Annotated in this window: 11 protein-coding genes; 9 read left to right on the top strand and 2 right to left on the bottom strand. The window is 69.9% G+C overall.

Features of this window, described 5'->3' with window-relative positions:
- Nucleotides 1-23 precede the first annotated feature (23 nt).
- From QO011_RS19015 to pbpC, 3 genes are all read left to right on the top strand, one after another.
- Nucleotides 24-1472, top strand: coding sequence for a flagellin N-terminal helical domain-containing protein (locus QO011_RS19015; protein ID WP_307275056.1), 1449 nt, complete (start codon nt 24-26; stop codon nt 1470-1472).
- A 218-nt stretch (nt 1473-1690) separates the two neighbouring features.
- The gene (locus QO011_RS19010; RefSeq protein ID WP_307275055.1) at nt 1691-7000 is read left to right on the top strand and encodes an alpha-2-macroglobulin family protein; all 5310 of its coding nucleotides are present in this window, start codon (nt 1691-1693) and stop codon (nt 6998-7000) included.
- Nucleotides 7001-7247: 247 nt separating this feature from the next.
- Nucleotides 7248-9341: a penicillin-binding protein 1C gene (pbpC, locus tag QO011_RS19005; RefSeq protein WP_307275054.1), complete on the top strand. Its 2094-nt coding sequence runs from the start codon at nt 7248-7250 to the stop codon at nt 9339-9341.
- A gap of 19 nt (nt 9342-9360) precedes the next feature.
- On the opposite strand, the gene QO011_RS19000 is transcribed toward pbpC, so the two are convergent.
- Nucleotides 9361-11340: an O-linked N-acetylglucosamine transferase, SPINDLY family protein gene (locus tag QO011_RS19000; RefSeq protein WP_307275052.1), complete on the bottom strand. Its 1980-nt coding sequence runs from the start codon at nt 11338-11340 to the stop codon at nt 9361-9363.
- 191 nt (nt 11341-11531) lie between these two features.
- Nucleotides 11532-12398: a MurR/RpiR family transcriptional regulator gene (locus QO011_RS18995; RefSeq protein ID WP_307275050.1), complete on the bottom strand. Its 867-nt coding sequence runs from the start codon at nt 12396-12398 to the stop codon at nt 11532-11534.
- A 241-nt stretch (nt 12399-12639) separates the two neighbouring features.
- Here QO011_RS18995 and QO011_RS18990 point away from each other — a divergent pair, with 241 nt between their 5' ends.
- From QO011_RS18990 to QO011_RS18965, 6 genes are all read left to right on the top strand, one after another.
- On the top strand, nt 12640-13464 hold the full coding sequence (locus QO011_RS18990; protein ID WP_307275049.1) for an N-formylglutamate amidohydrolase: 825 nt from the start codon (nt 12640-12642) through the stop codon (nt 13462-13464).
- Nucleotides 13465-13521: 57 nt separating this feature from the next.
- Entirely contained in the window at nt 13522-15114 is a 1593-nt protein-coding gene (locus QO011_RS18985) for an amino acid permease (RefSeq protein ID WP_307275047.1), read from the top strand.
- Between the two features lie 82 nt (nt 15115-15196).
- Nucleotides 15197-16570, top strand: a complete 1374-nt coding sequence (locus QO011_RS18980; RefSeq protein WP_307275046.1) for a glutamine synthetase family protein — start codon at nt 15197-15199, stop codon at nt 16568-16570.
- Between the two features lie 71 nt (nt 16571-16641).
- Nucleotides 16642-18027 carry an aldehyde dehydrogenase family protein gene (locus QO011_RS18975; RefSeq protein WP_307275045.1) on the top strand — a complete coding sequence of 462 codons (1386 nt, stop codon included), beginning with the start codon at nt 16642-16644 and terminating at the stop codon, nt 18025-18027.
- A gap of 81 nt (nt 18028-18108) precedes the next feature.
- Nucleotides 18109-19278 (top strand): iron-containing alcohol dehydrogenase, encoded by a 1170-nt coding sequence (locus tag QO011_RS18970; RefSeq protein WP_307275043.1) that lies wholly within the window; start codon nt 18109-18111, stop codon nt 19276-19278.
- An 82-nt stretch (nt 19279-19360) separates the two neighbouring features.
- Nucleotides 19361-20341 (top strand): choline/ethanolamine kinase family protein, encoded by a 981-nt coding sequence (locus QO011_RS18965; RefSeq protein ID WP_307275042.1) that lies wholly within the window; start codon nt 19361-19363, stop codon nt 20339-20341.
- Nucleotides 20342-20675: the final 334 nt, after the last annotated feature.

Below are 20675 nucleotides of genomic sequence, written 5' to 3'. Positions count from 1 at the left end.
CGCCTGGGGATTGGGACAACGACATGGCTTCGAATATCACGCTCTCGGCGGGCGTCCGCGCCAATCTGCTCAACCTGCAGCAGACCGCCGATCTGAAGAATCTCACGCAGGGTCGCCTGGCGACCGGCAAGAAGGTCAACTCGGCGCTCGACAACCCGTCGAACTTCTTCACCGCCGCCTCGCTGACCAGTCGCTCCAGCGACCTGACCAACCTGCTGGACGGCATCTCCAACGGCATCCAGACGCTGAAGTCCGCCAATGACGGCATCACGGCGATCACCACCTCGATCGAGTCGCTGCAGGCGACCGTGCGCCAGGCCCGCCAGGACAAGTCGTTCAAGAGCGCGTCCTACGCCCTCGACGGCAACGCGATCGGCACCACGACCCTCAAGTCGCTGAGCTTCGCCGGCGGCGCCGTCGGCTCGACCGGCGTCAGCGTCGCCCTGAACGGCACCACCACGGTGACCGGCGCCAGCGACTTCGCCGCCCCAGCCGCCGCCGGCAACCTGACCCTGCAGGCCGACGACGTCAACGGCGGCAGCGCCGTGACCGTCGCCCTCACCACCAGCGACACGCTCGACACGACCATCGACAAGATCAATGCCGCCACCGGCGGCTCCGGCATCGTCGCCTCCAAGGACGCGGCCGGCACGAAGCTGGTGCTGACCAACGCCTCCGGCAACGACGTCACCGTCGGCGGCGACGCCGCCGCTCTCACCGCCACCGGCCTCACCGCCACCACCACCTCGGCCACGGTCAGCACCACCCCCAAGACCGTCGACCAGATCGTCGATGCGATCAACAACAACTCCAAGCTCCAGGGCAAGGTCCGCGCCTCCAACGACGGCGGCAACCTGCGCATCGAGAACGACTTCACCTCCGGCCTGTCGATCACCGGCTACAACGCCGCGACCAGCAAGTTCGACGGCGGCTCCGGCGTCAGGTCGGTCGCCGGCAACGAAGTGCGCAACAACCTGGTGACGCAGTTCAACAATGTCCGCGACCAGCTCAACAAGCTGGCGGACGACGCCTCCTTCAGCGGCACCAACCTGCTCAAGGGCGACAAGCTGAAGCTCAACTTCAACGAGTCCTCCACCTCGAGCCTGACGATCCAGTCGACGAACGCCAGCGGCATCAACACCACGACGCTCGGCATCAGCGCCGCGACGGCGGACGAGTTCGGGTCCGACTCGGCGCTCGATGCCCGCCTCGACCAGCTCTCCGACGCCCTGACCAAGCTGCGCTCGCAGGCCTCGGCCTTCGGCTCGAACCTGTCGATCGTGCAGAACCGGCAGGACTTCACCAAGGCCCTGACCAACACGCTGCAGGTCGGCGCCGACAACCTGACCCTGGCCGACACCAACGAGGAAGGCGCCAACCTCCTGGCCCTCAACACCCGCCAGCAGTTGCAGACCACCTCGCTGTCCTTCGCCTCGCAGGCGGACCAGGCGGTGCTGCAGTTCCTGCGCTGACATTCGGCAAAACGTCTCGGAGCTCGGAAACGGCGGCCTCCAGGCCGCCGTTTCTGCGTTGAGAAGGACCCCGGCCAACGCTCTGTTTCCCAGGTAACGGACCGTCAAGATTCTCCCGCCCGTCGATTGCGGGCGGCAAGGCCTCCCCTTAGTCTCCCGCCGAACCATGCCGCGCCTGCGCCCAGGGGCGGCCCGGAAGCGTTCGACAGGAGGCCGCCATGATCGCCGCTCGCACAGGCTATGGGCAGGGGAGGCTTCCGCAGGAGAACGCCGCAGGGTCGGCCGCCCGCGGCAAGCCTCGACCCGCGGCGCGGCGGCAGCTCCCCTGGCGCTTCGAGGCGGGCCTGTGGCTCGCCCTGGCGACCATGCTGCTTCTCTTCGGAGCGACCGGCGCCTGGGCGAGGTCCTTCCAGACCGACCGCTGGGACTGGGCCGTCACCGCGTATCAGCGCACGCTCACGGGCCTCGCCAAGTCCGTCACCAAGCCTTTGGCGCAGCTGCAGAAGGACCTCGCCACCACGGAAGGCGCCGGCAACGCCCGCAACACGGCGGTGGTGGTCGAGCAGGTCCTGTCGAAATCGCCGCAGGATCGCGCCCTGTGGGCCAAGCTGGCCGACCTCCTGCTGACGGCCGAGCCTCTCAACGACCAGGACGGCTACGAGCTGCCCAACAAGGCGCTGGGGGCCGCGGTCATGGCCTATCGACTTTCCACCCGCCCGGCCGACCAGGCCGCGAGCCTCGGCGTCCTGGCGCAGGCGCTGGCGAAGAAGGAGGACTGGCGTCCCGCCCTCAACGCCTACAAGGCGAGCCTGGCGCTCGCCCCCGACGACACCGTGCAGAAGGCCTATGAGGACCTGCGCGACGAGCACGGCTTCCGCATCAGCGACTACACCGTCGAGAGCGATGCGGTGCAGCCGCGCATCTGCTTCCAGTTTTCCGATCCGCTCGACGGCACGGTGACCGACTTCGCGCCCTACTTCACCCAGGATCCCGGGCCGGTGACGGCCGTCACGGTGCAGGGCACCAAGCTCTGCGTCGAGGGCCTGAAGCACGGTGCGCGCTACACCATCACCGCCCGCCAGGGCCTGCCCTCCGCCGTCGAGGAGACGCTGCCCAAGGACGCCGAATACGAGATCTATGTGCGCGACCGCTCACCGGCGGTGCACTTCGCCGGCAAGAGCTACGTCCTGCCGCGCACCGGCCAGAACGGCGTGCCGCTGGTCTCGGTGAATTCCAAGCAGGCCAAGCTCGCGCTCTACCGCGTCGGCGACCGCAGCCTCACCGCGACCGTGATCGATGCCAATTTCCTGCAGCAGCTCTACGGCTCGCAGGCCGCCGAGATCGCCCGCTCCAAGGGCCAGAAGGTCTGGGAGGGCACGCTCGACACGGCCTCGACCCTGAACGAGGACGTGACGACAGCCTTTCCCGTGGACGAGGCGCTGGGCAAGATCGAGCCCGGCCTCTATGTCATGACCGCCCGGCCGGCGGAAAAGCCGGCGGACAACGATGCCGAGCAGGCGACGCAATGGTTCGTGGTCTCCGACCTCGGCCTCTCCACGCTGAAGGGCAAGGACGGCCTGCACGTCTCGGTGCGCTCCATCGCCACCGCCGGCCCGCTTGCCGATGTCGAGGTGCGCCTCATCGCCCGCAACAACGAGGTCCTCGGCACCGTCAGGACCGACGCGAGCGGCGCGGCCGCCTTCGACGCCGGCCTGACCAAGGGCACGGACGGGCTGGAGCCGGCCCTGGTCGTCGCCTCCGACACCAAGGGCGACTACGGCTTCATCGACATCACCCAGTCGGCCTTCGACCTCACCGACCGCGGCGTCGCCGGCCGTGACCCGCCCGGGGCGATCGACGCCTTCGTCTATGTCGAGCGCGGCGTCTATCGCCGCGGCGAGACCGTGCACGCCGCCGTGCTGCTGCGCGACGAGAAGGCCAACGCGGTGGCAGCCGCGCCGGTGACGCTGATCGTCGAGCGGCCGGACGGGGTGGAATATTCCCGCACCGTGCTGAACGACCAGGGCGGGGGAGGGCGCACGCTCGACATCCCGCTGATCAAGTCGGCCGCCGGCGGCACCTGGCGCGTCAAGGCCTATACCGATCCCAAGGCCGCCTCGGTCGGCGAGACCTCGTTCCTGGTCGAGGACTATGTGCCCGACCGCATCGAGTTCGACCTGAAGAGCGCGGCAGACCGCGTCGCGCCCGCGACCGGCGCCAAGCTCACCGTCGACGGCCGCTATCTCTTCGGCGCGCCCGCCGCCGATCTCGACCTCGAGGGCGACGTCTCCGTCTCGGTCGACGACACCCCGTTCGATCAGTGGAAGGGCTACGCCTTCGGCCTGACCGACGAGACCGTCGATGCAGTGCAGAACACCATCGACAACCTGGCGCAGACCGACGCCAAGGGCCATGCCGACCTCACCGTGCCGCTGCCGGAGCTGCCCACCACCACCCGGCCGCTGAAGGCGGACTTCGCCATCCGCATGCGTGAGCCCGGCGGGCGCGGCGTCGAGCGCAGCACCAGCCTGCCGGTCGCCTCGGCCAGGCCCATGCTCGCCGTCAAGGCCGGCTTCGGCAGCGAAGGCGTGCCGGACAGCGGGCCGGCGAGCTTCCAACTGATCGCGGTCGACCCGACCGGCGCGCGCATCGCCGCCAAGGGCGTGACCTGGTCGCTGAAGAAGCTGACCACCACCTATCAATGGTTCTCCACCGACGGGTCCTGGAACTACGAGGCCGTGACCTCGGCCCGCAAGATCGCCGGCGGCACCATCGACATCGCCGCGGATGCGCCGCAGACCCTGTCCACGCCGGTCGAATGGGGCGAATACCGCCTCGAGCTCGTCGGCGAGGGGCTGCAGCCCGCCAGCCGGACCTTCTCGGCCGGCTACTACACCGCGTCCAAGGCCGACACGCCGGACATGCTGCCGGTGGCGCTCGACCGCACCAGCGTGAAGTCCGGCGACACCCTCAACGTCAAGATCGACGCGCGCTTCGCCGGCAAGGCCAGCGTCGAGGTGGTCGGCGACCGTCAGTTCCTCGCCAGCCTGGTGGACGTGCCCGAAGGCGGCACCACCGTCCCGATCAAGGTCGGCAGCGACTGGGGCACCGGCGCCTATGTCGTGGTCACCCATTTCCGGCCGATGGACGTCGCGGCCAAGCGCATGCCGACCCGCTCGATCGGCCTCGCCTGGTTCGGCATCGACCGCGACGAGCGCACCTTGAAGGTGGCGCTCTCGCCGGTCGGCACCATGAAGCCGCGCCAGGCGCTGACGGTGCCGGTGAAGATCGAGGGCCTGGCCGCCGGCGACAAGGCCTATGTCACCGTCGCGGCGGTGGATGTCGGCATCCTCAACCTCACCGGCTACAAGCCGCCGGAACCGGAGAAATATTACTTCGACCAGAAGCGGCTCGCCGCCGAGCTGCGCGACCTCTACGGCCAGCTCATCGACGGCATGCAGGGGGCGCGTGGGCGTATCCGCTCCGGCGGCGACGGCGGCGCCGACACGCTGCAGGGCTCGCCGCCGGCGCAGGCGCCGTTGGCCGAGTTCTCCGGCATCGTCGAGGTCGGCGCCGACGGCACGGCGCAGGTCTCCTTCGACATCCCCGCCTTCAACGGCACCGTGCGGGTGATGGCGGTGGCCTGGACGCCGACCAAGGTCGGCCATGCCTCGGCCGACGTCATCGTCCGCGACCCCGTGGTCATTGCCGGAACCCTGCCGCGCTTCCTCTCCGACGGCGACCAGTCGCGCTTCCGCCTCGACCTGCTCAATGCCGAGGCGCAGCCCGGCGACTACACCCTCGCCGTCAATGTCGACGGCCCGATCGCCGCCGAAGCCTCGGCGCTCTACCAGACCGTGACCATCGGCGCGGCCGGCGCGCGCACGCCGGTGATCATCCCGATCACCGCCTCCGGCATCGGCACGGCTCATCTGGTGGCGACGCTGGCCGGCCCCGGCGGCGTCTCCATCGACCAGTCCTTCGTGCTCGGCGTGCTGCCGCCCAACCCGCCGGTGACGCGCCGCACCGTGCGCGACATCGCCGCCAAGGGCGGCTCGATCACGCTGAGCAACGACCTGCTGGCCGAGATGGTGCCGGGCACCGGCGCCGTGTCGCTCTCGGTCGGCCCGCTCACCGATCTCGACGTGCCGGGCCTGCTCAAGGAGCTCGACCGCTATCCCTATGGCTGCTCGGAGCAGCTCGTCAGCCGTGCCCTGCCGCTGCTCTATCTCAGCGAGCTCGGCGGCGCCGAGATCGACCTCGAGGGCGAGGTCGACCAGCGCCTCGCCGACACCGTGCAGCGCCTGCTCGCCCGCCAGGATGCCTCCGGCGCCTTCGGCCTGTGGGACGCCAACGGCGAGGACCTCTGGCTCTCCTCCTATGTCACCGACTTCCTGCTGCGGGCCCGCGAGAAGGGCTTCGCCGTGCCGGAGCAGGCGCTGACCAATGCGGTCGACTATCTCAGGAACCGCGTCGGCAACGCGCCGGAGGTCGAGGACGGCAAGGGCGAGGACATCGCCTATGCCCTCTACACCCTGGCCCGCGCCGGCCGCGCCCCGGCCGGCGACCTCAAATATTTCGCCGACACCAAGATCGGATCCTTCGGCACGGCGCTGGCCCGGGCCCAGATCGCGGCGGCGCTCGGCATGCTCGGCGACAAGCCGCGCGCCGAGGAGGCCTTCGCCGCTGCCGGGGATGCCCTGGCCGCCGAAGCCGACGAGACCGAGCGCACCAGCCGCTCCGATTACGGCTCGCCGCTGCGCGATGCCGCCGCCATCGTGGCGCTGGCCGGCGACACCGACGCGGGCCTGCCCGTGATCAAGGCCGCCGCGACGGTGATCGCGACCGAGCGGGAGAAGAGCCGCTATGCCTCCACCCAGGAGATGACCTGGATGGTGCTGGCGGCCCGCGCCGTGGTGGCGCAGGCGCGCTCGATCCATCTCACCGTCGACGGCGAGGCCCGCCAGGGCGCCTTCTACAAGGTGTTCCGAGAGGCGGGGCTCGCCAGCCCCTTCACCGTGGCCAATCCCGGCGAGGGCGCGCTCAGGGCGGTGGTCGCCGTCTCCGGCTCGCCGAAGGTGCCCGAGCCCGCTTCCGCCAACGGCATGACCGTGACGCGGCAATATTTCACCCAGGGCGGCCAGCCGGTCGATCCGGCGACGGTGAAGCAGAACACGCGGCTCGTCGTCGTGCTGACGGCCGGCCCGACCGGCGACGACAAGGACGGCAACTTCCTGCTGGTCGATCCGCTGCCGGCCGGCTTCGAGATCGAGAACCCGAACCTGGTCGGCTCCGGCAACACCGGCAAGCTCGCCTGGCTCTCCGATCTCACCCAGGCGAGCCATGCCGAGTTCCGCGACGACCGCTTCGTCGCGGCCTTCAGCGACGGCACCGCCAAGGTCGCCTACATGGTCCGCGCCGTCGCGCCGGGGAAATATGTCCATCCCGGCGCCAGCGTCGAGGACATGTACCGCCCCGGGCTGTTCGCCCGCGGCGAGACCTCGACGCTGACGGTGGTGGACAAGTGACGAGCTTTCAAGAATGGGCGCGAGACCCCTCTCCCGGCCGGGAGAGGGGCAGGGGTGAGGGTCTAAGCCTCACAGGAGGAGGCGCGCCGAGGTCTTGTCCGATCGGCCCGGGTGTACCCGATCGAAGAGTAGGTCTGAACCATACGACTCCCGAAGCCGGGGCGTCCCGGCCCGGGACGGCACCGTCTAGGCCCTCACCCCTGCCCCTCTCCCGGCCGGGAGAGGGGGGTTATGCACTGGCCCTGCCATGAACGCCCGCCGCTTCCGCATCGTCTGCGCGGCGCTGTTCTCGACCATCGTCGTGGTCAACGCGATCGGCTTCGGCGTTTCGGAACTGCTCCGCCGCCTCGGTCCGCCGCCGCTCGGTCAGGCCATCACCTATTCGCCCCTGGTGGTCGACCGCGAGGGCCGGCTGCTGCGGCCCTTCACCACCGCGGACGGGTTCTGGCGCCTGCCGGCGACGCCCGGCGAGGTGGACAAGCGCTTCCTCGCCATGCTGGTCGCCTATGAGGACAAGCGCTTCTACCGCCATCCCGGCGTCGATGCCCGGGCCCTGCTGCGTGCCGCCTGGCAGGCCCTGCGCCATGGCCGCGTGGTCTCCGGCGGCTCGACCCTGACCATGCAGGTGGCGCGCCTCCTGGAGCCGCGCCCGGAGCGCACGCTCGGCGCCAAGCTCGTCGAGATGGTGCGCGCCATCCAGCTCGAGCGGGCCTTGTCCAAGGACCAGATCCTCACCCTCTATCTCGCGCTCGCGCCCTATGGCGGCAATCTGGAAGGGGTGCGCGCCGCCTCGCTGGCCTATTTCGGCAAGGAGCCGAAGCGCCTGTCGACCGCCGAGGCCGCGCTCCTGGTCTCGCTGCCCCAGGCGCCCGAGGTCCGCCGGCCCGACCGCGGCGCCGCCGTCGCCGCTGCGGCGCGCAACCGGGTGCTCGCCCTGCTCGCCGCCAGGGGGGCGGTCGGCGCCGACCAGGCCGAGACGGCGCGGCTGGAGCCGGCGCCGCAGGGGCGCAAGCCGTTCCCGATGCTGGCCGCCCATGTGGCGGAACGCCTGGCCAAGGGCGACGCCGACGGCACGGTCGAGCGCACGACGCTGTCGCGTCCGCTGCAGGAGCAGCTCGAGGCCCTGGCACGCGGGCGTGCGGCGGCGCTCGGCGGCGGCGTCTCCGTCGCCATCCTCGCCGTGGACAATGTCAGCGGCGAAGTGCGCGCCCATGTCGGCGGCGTCGACTATTTCGACCGCAGCCGGGCCGGCCAGGTCGACCTGGCGCAGGCGATCCGCTCGCCCGGCTCGACGCTGAAGCCCTTCATCTACGGCCTCGCCTTCGAGGACGGCCTCGCCCATCCAGAGACGCTGGTGGACGACCGGCCGGCCCGGTTCGGGGCCTACCAGCCCGAAAATTTCGACGAGAGCTTCCGCGGCACCGTCACCATGCGCCGGGCGCTGCAGCAGTCGCTCAACGTGCCGGCGGTGATGCTGCTGAAGGCGGTCGGCCCGACCCGCCTGGTGGCGCGCCTGCACAATGCCGGCGTCACGGCCGTGCTGCCGCCGGACGCGGCGCCGGGCCTGGCCGTCGGTCTCGGCGGGGCCGGCGTGCGTCTCACCGACCTCGCCACGCTCTATCTCGCTCTCGCCAGGGACGGCGATTCCCTGCCCCTGGTCTGGCGTTCGCAGGACCGGGTGGCGAAGGATGCCTCCACCCGCCGGCTGCTCGAGGCGGCGGCCGCCTGGCAGGTCGGCGACGTGCTGATCGGCGCGCCGCCGCCGGAGAATGCGCTCGGCGGGCGCATCGCCTACAAGACCGGCACTTCTTACGGCTATCGCGACGCCTGGGCGGTGGGCTTCGACGGGGCGAACACCGTGGCGGTCTGGATCGGCCGGCCCGACGGCGCCGCGGTTCCCGGCCTGGTCGGGCGGGTCAGCGCCGCGCCGGTGCTGTTCGACGCCTTCCAGCGCATCGGCGAGCGACGGGTCCCCCTGGCCGCGCCGCCCCGCGGCGTCGTTTTCGCCCGCACCGAGGAACTGCCGGTGGCGCTGCAGCGCTTCCGGCCGGACGGCCTGCCGGTGACGGCGTCGTCGGGCCCGGGCGACGCGCCGCTCAGCATCTCCTTCCCGCCCAATGGTGCGCGCGTCGACATCGGCGCGAGCGGGCCGGACGCCGCGCTCGCCCTCAAGGCCATGGGCGGCGCGCCGCCCTTCACCTGGCTGGTCGATGGCACGCCGATCGTCACCGGCGAGGTCCGCCGCCAGGCGAGCTGGGACGCGCCGTCCAGGGGCTTCGCCCGGCTCTCGGTGATCGACGCCCGCGGCCGGACCGCGAGCGCGCTGATCCGCGTGGAGTGAGGCGGAGGCGGTCCGAGGGTCAGGCCGCGGGAACGGCGAAGGCTTCCGGAGCCTGGCCGTCGAGCCATCGGCGGTACATGCCCTCATAGGCGGCTTCGAGATGCCGGCACGTCGCCGCCGGGGCGAACAGGGCGGATGTCTCGACGGCGTGCCGCAACCTGTCCCGGATCCCGGCAAGGCGGGACGGGTCGCGGGCGAGGGCGAGGGCGAGGGCCTCGTAGTCGCCGGGCCGTTCCGTCACCAACTCGGGCAGGCCGACCGCATGCAGGAGGCTGCCGGCGACGCGGGCGGCAAAGGACCGGCCGGCGCAGGTGACGACGGGCACGCCCGCCCAGAGCGCGTCGCTGGCGGTGGTATGGGCGTTGTAGGGCAGGGTGTCGAGGAACAGGTCGGCATGGCCGATGCGGGCGAGGTGGTCCTCGAGCACGACCTTGTCGGCGAAGACGAGGCGCCCGGGATCGACGCCGGCAGCCTCGGCCTCGCGCCGCAGGTTCTCCCCGGCGGCATGGTTGTCGCGGTAGAGCCAGAGCACGCTGTCCGGCACCGCGCGCAACAGGTTCATCCAGACGGCGAAGACCTCGGGCGTCGTCTTGTAGGTGTTGTTGAAGCAGGCGAAGACGAAGCCGCTCTCCGGCAGGCCGCAGGCCTGGCGCGGCTTCCGGTCCCCCGCCTGCCGCGCATCGGAATTGGGCTGGTAGCACCCCGGCAGATGCACGATCCGCTCGGGATAGAAGGGCTGCTGGTCGAAGGGCAGCACGAAGGCATCGGCAATGACGTAGTCGAGGCAGTCCGTGCCGATCGTGCCGGGATAGCCGAGATAGCCCACCTGCATCGGAGCCGGGCGCAGCGACAGGAGGGCGGGGCGCGCGCCGCGCGTATGACCCTTGAGGTCGACGGCGATATGGATGTCGAGCGAGCGGAGCCTGTCGGCGACGTCGATGTCGGGCGATTGCCGGACCTCGTGGAACTGATGGCAGGCCGCCTTCAGGCGCTTGCGCATGGCGCTGCCGTCGTCCTCGCCCCAGGAGACGAGATGAACCTCGAAGCGCGATCGGTCGTGCGCCTCCAGGACGCCCGCCATCAGCACGGTGGTGGCGTGCACGTGCAGATCGGCCGAGAGGTAGGCGATGCGGATCCGCCGGGCATCGCGCGCGGGCGATGGCGGAGCGCGCGTCGGCAGCCTCTTGCCGACCATGAAATCTTCCGCCGCGCGGCGATGCAGGGCCGGCTCGTCGAGCGCGGCCAGCAACGTGAACGGCATCGTGTTGCAGGAGACGCCGGGTGGAGTGGCCCCGATCCGGTCCCGGAGAGCGGTCCATCCGTCCCAGGCGCAGAGTTTCTGCCGCACGCCGAGCACGGCCGCGGCCGCGCCGATGTCGTTGCCGGCCGTCTCCAGGGCCAGCCCCCGTTCGTTCGCGGCGAGCGCCTCCTCGAGCCGGCCGAGCCCGTCCAGGGCGAGGCCCAGTCCGAGATGCGCGCGTGCGGAGTGCGGCTCGAGCCGCAGGAGGGTCTTGAAGTAGCCGAGACCGGCCTCCGACTGTCCCACGGCGCAATGCAGCTCGGCCAGGTTGTGGTAGGCCGCCGCATGGCGTGGCTGCAGCTGGATGCAGCGCCTGTAGGCGCCCGCGGCCTCGTCGATCCTGCCGACGGCGGCGAGCAGGTTGCCGTGGTTGAAGTGACCGTCGGCGAAGTTCGGCTCGATCTGGATGAGCTTGCGGTAGCACCGTTCCGCCCGGGCATGGTCGCCGAGGCTGCGATGGACGCTCGCCAGCCGCATGAGAGCATCCGGATTGCGCGGCCTGAGCTTCGTGGCCTCCGTCAGCGGCGCGAGGGCTTGCCCTGCGGCGCCGCGCTGGATCAGCAGGGCGCCGAGCAGGTTCAGCGCATCGAAGTCGCCGGGGTTCGCGGCCAGCGCCTTGCGGTAGAGGGCTTCCGCCTGGTCCAATCGGCCCTTGCGATGGTGATCGAGGCCTTGCAGCACGATGACGTTCGCGCTCACCGGCGCTCTCCGGGGACGCAACGGCTTCCGGGCATCGTCGAGATCTCCATTCCTTCCGGGCGGCCCACCCCTGCGTGGGCGAAAGTCTCTCGATCCGCCGCCATCGGCAAGATCTGCCTTTCGGTCCGCGCTCGGAAATCCATTCGGCGCATTGTCCCGGGCTTCGGGCGGCAGGCGCCGGCGACCAGGGCTCAGCGCGTCTTCTTGCGCAATTCCTCCAGAGCGTTCATCCGCGCCTCGGCCATCTCCCACATCGTCTTGGTGGCGCCGGCGACGAAGGCCTCGACCACGGAGAAGAGCGCGGCGTTGGAATCCCAGTTCGAGGGCACGGTGATCCGCGCCGAGATGACGTGCTTGGCGAGCCTGGCGATCGGCGACAGCCACTGGTCGGTGAACAGCACGATGGTCGAGCTGCGCTCGGCCGCCTCCTCGGCCAGCATCACCACGTCCTCCTGGTAGCGGCGGATGTCGAAGACGATCAGCACGTCGCGCCGGCCGAAATCGATGACCTGATCGCGCCAGGTCGCGGCCTGGCCCTCGATCAGCACCACGTCCGGGCGGATGACGCGCAGATGCCGCACGGCATAGAGGGCGATCGCCTCGGTCAGCCGCCCGCCCACCACATGGATGCGCCGCTTGGTGTCGCAGATCAGCGCCAGGATCGCCTCGAACTCGGCCGGTGCGATGGCGTCGAAGGTCTGGGTGATGTTGGCGATCACGGCATTGGCGAAGTCGGCGAGCGGCGAGGCGGACCTGGCGGCCGGCGCCTGCTTCATCAGCGGCGATTGCAGCTGCGCCTCCAGCTCCTCCTTCAGCCGGCGCTGGAAGTCGGCATAGGCGGAAAAGCCCAATCGGGCGATGAAGCGCAGGATCGAGGGCGCCGAGACACCGGCGCGCGAGGCGAACTGCGCCACCGTCTCCAGCCCCGCGAAGGGATAGTTCGACAAGAGCACATGGGCGGCGCGGCGCTCGGTCGGCGTCAGCTCCCCAAGCCGGGCCCGGATGTCGGTCGCCAGCGTCCCGGCGGCGGTGCTTGGGGCTGGAGTGAGCGCCATCATGCTGAACTTTCCTGTGGATAGGTGCCGAACAGCTCGATTCTCCGACGCCGGGGCGGCTCGAGGATCTCGCGCCATCTCAAGGCCTTGGCGGGCAACGCGGCGCGAGCCGCCCCTGCTTCGTTGGTCTGGCACCCTCCCGGCCGGCAATCACCCAGACTGGACGTCACTTTCGCAATTGACAAGATGCAGCACTCTGTACTCAAAATAACGCATGGCGCTCAATCGGCGATTGGCGTAACGAATGTTCAATCCGCAAGGCACCTCGACCAGGACGGGCGGCAGCGACGCGGCGACCGATGCCGCGGCGCGGGTGGAGAACGGCGAGGGGCGTGGGCAGATCGTCATCGCCTGCGACCATGCCTCCAATCATGTTCCCGCCCGCTTCCGCGATCTCGGCCTGGCGCCGGCCGATCTCCTGCGCCACATCGCCTGGGACCCCGGTGCCCTCGGCGTGTCGCGCAGCCTTGCCCGCCGCCTCGATGCCCCGCTGGTGCTGAGCTGCGTCTCGCGCCTCGTGCTCGACTGCAACCGCGAGCCGGGCGTGTTCGATTCCATTCCCGCGGCGAGCGAGGATACGCCGATTCCCGGCAACGCGGGACTGACCGAGGCCGATCGGGCCTGGCGCGCGCGCGAGGTCTACGAGCCCTTCCATGCGGCCCTGACGGCGATCGTCGCCGCCAGGAGCGCGGTCGGGCCGGTGGCGGTGGTCAGCGTGCACAGCTTCACCCCGGTCTATCGCGGCACGCCGCGGCCCTGGCATGTCGGCATCCTGTTCGACCGCGACCGCCGCCTGTCCCAGCCCATCTTGCAGGCATTGCGCCGCGAAACCGGGCTCGTCGTCGGCGAGAACCAGCCTTACAGTCCCGACGACCGGGTTTATCATACATTGGATCGGCACGCGCAGTCGCGCGGGCTGCCGAGCGTCATGGTCGAGATCCGGAACGATCTCGTCGCGACGCCGGAGGCCGAGGAGGCCTGGGGCGAGAGACTTGCGGATGTGATTGCCGATGCGCTTCCGGGCGCGCTCGAACAAGGGCCGGGACAGCCGGCCGACCGGGCGCGTTGAAACAGGGGCGTGTCGTGGACGGGACCCTCGCGGGTCGCAACATCGGGGGACTAGGCAATGAGTGACCATCACAGCGAGGACGTCAAAGTCCTGCACTCCATGGGCTATGCCCAGGAGCTTTCCCGGCGCATGGGCGGGTTCTCGAACTTCGCCATCTCGTTCTCGATCATCTGCATCCTGGCCGGGGGCATCACCTCCTTCCCGCTGGCGATGGGCACCGGCGGCGCTTTCGAAGCCACGATCGGCTGGATCGTCGGCGGCCTCTTCGCGCTGATCGTCTCGGCCTCGCTCGGCCAGATCGCTTCGGCCTACCCGACCGCCGGCGGCCTCTATCACTGGTCCTCGATCCTGGGCGGGCGCGGCTGGGGCTGGGCCACGGCCTGGATCAACCTGCTCGGCCTGATCTTCGTCGTCGCCTCGGTGAATGTCGGCGTCTGGCAGCTGTTCCGCGACCTCGTCGTCAACGGCGTCTTCCATGTCGACGTCACCAGCTGGACCGTGCTGTCGACCGATCCGCTGCCGACGGGCATGACCGCCGACCAGGTCGCCGCCAACAACAGCCACGCGATCTGGGTTCAGATCATCGCGGTCAGCCTCATCACCATCGTTCAGGCGCTGATCAACCATTTCGGCATCAAGCTCACCACGCTGCTGACCGACTTCTCCGGCTACCTCATCCTGGTGGTCGCCGTGATCCTGACCGCCACGTTCCTGATCTGGGGCGCGAGCTGGGACTTCTCGCGCATCTTCGCCTTCGTCAACAACACCGGCGATGCCGGCGGCGGCTACGTTCCCTCGCCGCGCACGGCGATCATCGCCTTCCTCGTCGGCCTGCTCTATCCGCTCTACACCATTACCGGCTTCGACGCTTCGGCCCATACCTCGGAAGAAACGCGCGATGCGCGCCGGGCGGTGCCGCGCGGCATGATCCACTCGGTGTTCTGGTCCCTGGTGTTCGGCTTCGTCATGGCGGTGTCCTTCGTCCTGGCCAGCCCGGACCTCGCCGCGACCGCCAAGGACGGCGGCAGCGCCTGGTTCAACCTGTTCAACAACCTGCCCGCTCCCACCGTGCTGAAGGACATCCTCGCCATCGGCATCGTGGTCGCCAACTTCATCTGCGCCCTGGCCGGCCTGACCTCGACCTCGCGCATGATCTTCGCCTTCGCCCGTGACGGCGGCCTGCCGGGATCGAGCGTCTGGAAGGTCGTCAGCCCGACCTGGCGCACGCCGGTCGCGGCGATCTGGCTGGGCGCGGTGCTGTCGGTGGCCGCGACGCTCTATTCCCCGGCCTTCGCGGCCCTGGCCGCCGGCTGCGCCCTGTTCCTCTATGTCTCCTATGCCATGCCGATCGCCGCCGGCCTCCTTGCCGAGGGCAAGAGCTGGACCGAGTTCGGCCCCTTCCGTCTCGGCGTCTGGTCCAAGCCCTTCGCCGTCATCGTGCTGCTCGGCACGCTGATCCTGATGTATGCCGGCATCCAGCCGCCCTTCGACATCCTGATCAACTATGCCATCGGCCTGATCGTGCTGCTGATCGTGCTGTGGTTCGGCATCGAGGCGCGCCGCTTCAAGGGCCCGCCGATCGGTGCCGAGATCGCCAAGCGCCAGGCCGAGATCGCGGCGGCCGAGATCGCCGTCGGCGAGAAGGTCTGATCCACCTCCATCCGGGGGGCCGCGGGCACGATCCCGCGGCCCCGTTCCATCCAGCCAGAGAGTTCAGGGAGTTGCGCGGACCATGACGAAGCCCGCCAAGCCGAAGACCGTTGCCGAAGCCATCGCCTATGTCCGCGAGCGCGGCGTGCCCGACGTCAAGGTCGGCGCCTTCGACATCGACGGCATCTTCCGCGGCAAGTACATGGCGCGCGACAAGTTCGAGGGCGTGCTGGAGAAGGGCTTCGGCTTCTGCAACGTCGTGCTCGGCTGGGACAGCAACGACCAGCTCTACGACAACACCTCCTTCGCCGGCTGGCACAACGGCTTTCGCGACGCCAATGTCCGCGTCGTGCCCGACACGCTGCGCACCATCCCCTTCGAGGACGACGTCCCGCTGTTCATCGCCGAGTTCGCCGACGAGGCCGAGGCGATCTGCCCGCGCGGCACGCTGCGACGGGTCCTGGCCAAGGCCAGGGATATGGGCTACGCCGTCTCGGCCGCCGCCGAGTTCGAGTTCTTCGTCTTCGAGGAGACGCCGCATTCGGTGCGCGAGAAGCGCTACCGCAACCTCAAGAACATCACGCCGGGCTTCTACGGCTACTCCATGCTGCGCGCCGGCGTGCACGCCGATTTCTACCGCGAGCTGCTCGACACCTGCCGCGCCATGGACATGGAGATCGAGGGCCTGCACACCGAGACCGGCCCGGGCGTGCTGGAGGCGGCGCTGCGCGTCGACGAGGCGCTGGCCATGGCCGACAAGGCGGCGCTGTTCAAGACCTTCACCAAGATCCTGGCGCAGAAGCGCGGCTGGATGGCCACCTTCATGGCCAAATGGTCGCGCGACTGGCCGGGCCAGTCCGGCCATCTCCACACCTCGCTGCAGTCGCTGAAGACCGGCAAGGGCGTCTTCTTCGACAAGGGCAAGCCGCACGCCATGTCGGACGAGATGCGCTGGTATGTCGGCGGCCAGCAGGCGCTGATGCCCGAGCTGCTCGCCATGGTCGCCTGCACGGTGAATTCCTACACGAGGCTGATCCCCGGCTTCTGGGCGCCGACCGATGCGAGCTGGGGCGTGGAGAACCGCACCACGGCGCTGCGCGTCATCCCGGGCTCGGAGAAGTCGCAGCGCGTCGAGTACCGCGTCGCCGCGGCCGACATCAATCCCTATATCGCGCTCGCGGCGGCCATCGGCTCGGGCCTGTGGGGCATCGAGCACCGGATCGAGCCGGACCCGGCGGTGGTCGGCTCGTCCTACGACATGAAGTTCCCGAAGAAGCGGCAATTGCCGCGCAGCCTGATCGAGGCCGCCGCCCGGCTCGCGGGCTCCAAGGCGGCGCGCTCCCTGTTCGGCGACGCCTTCGTCGACCATTATGCCGCCACCCGCGACTGGGAGGAGCGGGAGTTCCGCAAGGCCATCACCGACTGGGAGATGGAGCGCTACTTCGAGATCATCTAAAGGCTGTCCGAGCCGCAGGTTCAGAGCAAAGCGCCGGCGGCGGCACGGCCGCGGCGCATGAGAGACACACCATGAGCGACATCGTCTGCATCTCCCCCATCGACGGCAAGGAGCTCGTGCGCCGCCCGGCCGCGAGCGACGCCGGAATAGAAGCCGCGCTCGCCGCGGCGCGCGCTGCCGAGAAGGCCTGGCGCCGGCTCTCCATCCAGGAGCGCTCGGCCTATGTGCTGAAGTTCCTCGACGCCATGCTGGCGATGAACCAGGAGGTGGTGCCCGAGCTCGCCCAGCAGATGGGCCGCCCGGTGCGCTATGGCGGCGAGTTCCGCGGCTTCGAGGAGCGCGTGCGCTACATGGTGCGCATCGCCGAGTCGAGCCTCGCCCCACTGGTGCCCGACGACGACCGGCCCGGCTTCCGCCGCGCCGTCCGGCGCGAGCCGCTCGGCGTCGTGCTGGTGGTCGCACCCTGGAACTATCCCTTCATGACCGCGGTGAACACGGTGGCGCCGGCCCTGATCGCCGGCAATGCCGTGATCCTCAAGCACGCGTCCCAGACCATCCTGGTCGGCGAGCGCTTCCAGAAGGCGATGGACGCGGCCGGCCTGCCCAAGGGCGTGTTCCAGAACCTGGTGCTGACCCACGAGCAGACCTCGAAGCTGCTCGCCGGCGGCCGGGTCGACCATTGCAACTTCACCGGCTCGGTGGAGGGCGGACGCGCCGTCGAGCGCGCCGCCGCCGGCACCTTCACCACGCTCGGGCTCGAGCTCGGCGGCAAGGACCCGGCCTATGTCCGCGCCGATGCGAGGCTCGACCATGCCGTCGAGAATCTGGTCGACGGCGCCTTCTACAATTCCGGCCAGTGCTGCTGCGGCATCGAGCGCATCTATGTGCATGACAGCCTCTACGACCGCTTCGTCGACGGCTTCGTCGGCCTGACGCGCCACTATGTGCTGGGCAACCCGCTCGACGAGGCCACCACGCTCGGCCCGATGGCGAATGTCCGCTTCGCCGACTGGGTGCGCAAGCAGACCGCGGAGGCGCTGGCCAAAGGCGCCAAGGCCCATGTCGACACCGCGGCCTATGCCGCCGATACCGGCAGCACCGCCTATCTCGCGCCCCAGGTCCTGACCCATGTCGATCATTCCATGTCGGTGATGCGCGAGGAGAGCTTCGGCCCGGTGGTCGGCATCATCAAGGTCAAGTCGGACGAGGAGGCGATCGCGCTGATGAATGATTCGCCCTACGGCCTCACCGCCGCGATCTGGACCGAGGACCTCGATGCCGCCGAGCGCATCGGCGCCGAGATCGAGACCGGCACGGTGTTCACCAACCGCTGCGACTATCTCGATCCCGGCCTGGCCTGGACCGGCGTCAAGGATACCGGCCGCGGCGTCGGCCTGTCGAAGCTCGGCTTCGAGGCGCTGACCCAGCCCAAGAGCTATCATCTGCGCTCGCTCTGACGCACCGGCTGCCTCTCCCCGTGCCGGCAGCGTGCCGGCACTCCCTCGTCCCCCGGCCCGTGCCGGCCATCGGAACCCGCCATGTCTGCGACGAACGCCCCCAGGGCCAACTGGAGCTACCCCACCGCCATCCGCTTCGGCGCCGGCCGCATCGCCGAGCTCGCCGCCGCCTGCGAGAGCGCCGGCATGAAGGCGCCGCTGCTGGTCACCGACCCCTTCCTGGCCACCCAGCCCATGACCCGGGCGGCGCTGGAGAGCCTGAAGGCGGCCGGGCTCAAGGCCGACATCTTCTCCGAGGTCAAGCCGAACCCGGTGGAATCCAACGTCTATGCCGGCATCGCCGTGCTGCGCGAGGGCGGCCATGACGGCGTCGTCGCCTTCGGCGGCGGCTCGGGCCTCGACGCCGGCAAGACCATCGCCTTCATGGCCGGCCAGAAGCGGCCGATGTGGGACTTCGAGGACATCGGCGACTGGTGGACCCGGGCCGACCCCAAGGGCATCGCCCCGATCGTCGCGGTGCCGACCACGGCCGGCACCGGTTCCGAGGTCGGCCGGGCCTCGGTGATCACCCAGGAGAAGACCCACACCAAGAAGGTGATCTTCCACCCTCTGATGATGCCGAAGGTGACGATCTGCGACCCGGAGCTCACCGTCGGCATGCCCAGGCACATCACCGCCGGCACCGGCCTGGATGCGCTCGCCCATTGCCTGGAGGCCTATTGCGCGCCATCCTACCACCCCATGGCCGAGGGCATGGCGGTGGAGGGCGTGCGCCTGGTCAAGGAATTCCTGCCGCGCGCCTACAAGGATGGCACCGACCTCGAAGCTCGCGCCCACATGATGTCGGCCGCCGTGATCGGCGCCACCGCCTTCCAGAAGGGCCTGGGCGCCATCCACGCCCTCTCGCACCCTGTCGGCGCGCTGTACGACACCCATCACGGCCTGACCAATGCGGTGTTCATGCCCTATGTCCTCGCCTTCAACAAGAAGGCGGTGAAGGAGAAGATCGAGCGGCTCGCCGCCTTCATCGGCCTGAAGCCGCGCTTCTCCGCCTTCCTCGACTGGACGCTGGCCCTGCGCGAGGAGCTCGGCGTGCCGCGGACGCTCGCCGGCCTCAAGGTCGACGACGGCAAGTTCGAGCTGATGTCGAAGATGGCGCCTAAGGATCCGACCGCCGGCGGCAATCCGGTCAAGCTGACCAAGGCCGGCGCGCTGAAGCTCTATCGCCGCACGCTCGAAGGCAAGGTCTAGCCGCCGCGAGGTGCGGCGAGGGCCGGGCCGCGTCTGCGCGCGGCCCCGGCTCCCGCCTGCGTCCGAATCGGCAAGACAGGCCATGGCCAGGCGACCCCATCCTCGCTCCACGAATCCCGGCGCCTCGGCCGATGGCGCCATCGAGCGGATCGCCGCGCTGCCCTGCTGGCGCGGGCCGGTCGAGGTCGAGCCGCTGTCCGGCGGCTTGAGCAATCTCAACTTTCGCGTGCGGTGCGCCGGCGAGCGCTTCGTCGCCCGGATCGGTCCTGCCGTCACGCCCCATCCCATCGACCGGGCGGCTGAGATCGCGGCCACCCGCGCCGCGGCGGAGGCGGGCCTGTGTCCCGAGCTCGTCCATGCCGGGGCCGGCGCGCTGGTGCTGCGCCATGTCGACGGACGCACGCTCGCGGCTGGAGACCTCGCCGATTCCGGCATGCTGCGCCGGGTCGCCGACCTGCTGGCCACCTGCCGGGCGCGCATGCCGGCTCTCTATCGCGGACCGGCGCTCGACCGATCCCTGCCGGCGATCCTCAGCCACTATGCCGGCCTGCTCGGGGCGCGGCCGAACCGCTGGCGGGCCGCGGCCCGGCGCCTCGCAGCGGACATCCGGGACGCAGGGGCCCGGCTGGCCGGCCAGACGCGCGGCTTCGTGCACAACGACATCCATGCCGGCAATATCCTGGACGATGGCGAGCGGCTCTGGCTGGTCGACTGGGAATATGCCGGCTTCGGCCTGCCGATCGGCGACCTCGCCAGCCTGGCGGTCAATGGCGGTTTCGACGCGACGGCCGATACGGCCTTGCTCGCGCTCGCTGCCGGGCGGGGGTTCAATGTGGAGTTGTATCCGGCCTTCGCCGCGGCGCGCCTCGCCACCGCCCTGCGCGACCTGCTCTGGGGCTATGCCCAGGATGCCTTCGGCGGCGGCTTTGAGGCGAGCGAGGCCTATATCGCGGTCAACGAGCAGCGGGTCCGTGCCGCCGTGCAGGCCCTCGGGGAAGGTGGCGGCGTATCCCCGATCACGACGGCCTCAAGCATTCGTGATCCCTTGGGCGGAAACAATTGAGAAACAGAACAGTAATGTTGGATACCAATCTGCCATAGTTTCGCGCCAAGTCGCCGACCAGGAATCCGCCGCTGGCCGGATTTCGACAACTTCCGGTGGTCTGACGCGGGGCGTGGCCCGCAGGCGACGTGGTCCAACGCCGCCCCGCTCCGCGCCAGGTTTCGCGCTCGACGGGACGAGCCGACGGAGAAGGGGCACCCGGGCGCCGGGGTGGGGCGGGCGCTGAAAGGAACCGTGTCCTAGACGTCCGCTGAAATCGACGAGGGGAATGAGGGAGCGCGCCGATTCCGGTCGTTTGCGAAGGCTGTGATTCGCATCAGAGACTCAATACGTT

This window comes from Labrys wisconsinensis (genome assembly GCF_030814995.1).
Classification (GTDB): Bacteria; Pseudomonadota; Alphaproteobacteria; order Rhizobiales; family Labraceae; genus Labrys; species Labrys wisconsinensis.
The sequence above is the reverse complement of the archived record's forward strand: the minus strand, read 5'-3'. Positions and strand labels throughout refer to the sequence as shown.

Bases quoted from the DNA above. Each gene is read 5' to 3' on its own strand.
- QO011_RS19015 (WP_307275056.1), top strand. From the start codon at position 24: ATGGCTTCGAATATCACGCTCTCGGCGGGCGTCCGCGCCAATCTGCTC.
- QO011_RS19010 (WP_307275055.1), top strand. From the start codon at position 1,691: ATGATCGCCGCTCGCACAGGCTATGGGCAGGGGAGGCTTCCGCAGGAG.
- pbpC (WP_307275054.1), top strand. From the start codon at position 7,248: ATGAACGCCCGCCGCTTCCGCATCGTCTGCGCGGCGCTGTTCTCGACC.
- QO011_RS18995 (WP_307275050.1), bottom strand. From the start codon at position 12,398: ATGATGGCGCTCACTCCAGCCCCAAGCACCGCCGCCGGGACGCTGGCG.
- QO011_RS18990 (WP_307275049.1), top strand. From the start codon at position 12,640: ATGTTCAATCCGCAAGGCACCTCGACCAGGACGGGCGGCAGCGACGCG.
- QO011_RS18985 (WP_307275047.1), top strand. From the start codon at position 13,522: ATGAGTGACCATCACAGCGAGGACGTCAAAGTCCTGCACTCCATGGGC.
- QO011_RS18980 (WP_307275046.1), top strand. From the start codon at position 15,197: ATGACGAAGCCCGCCAAGCCGAAGACCGTTGCCGAAGCCATCGCCTAT.
- QO011_RS18975 (WP_307275045.1), top strand. From the start codon at position 16,642: ATGAGCGACATCGTCTGCATCTCCCCCATCGACGGCAAGGAGCTCGTG.
- QO011_RS18970 (WP_307275043.1), top strand. From the start codon at position 18,109: ATGTCTGCGACGAACGCCCCCAGGGCCAACTGGAGCTACCCCACCGCC.
- QO011_RS18965 (WP_307275042.1), top strand. From the start codon at position 19,361: ATGGCCAGGCGACCCCATCCTCGCTCCACGAATCCCGGCGCCTCGGCC.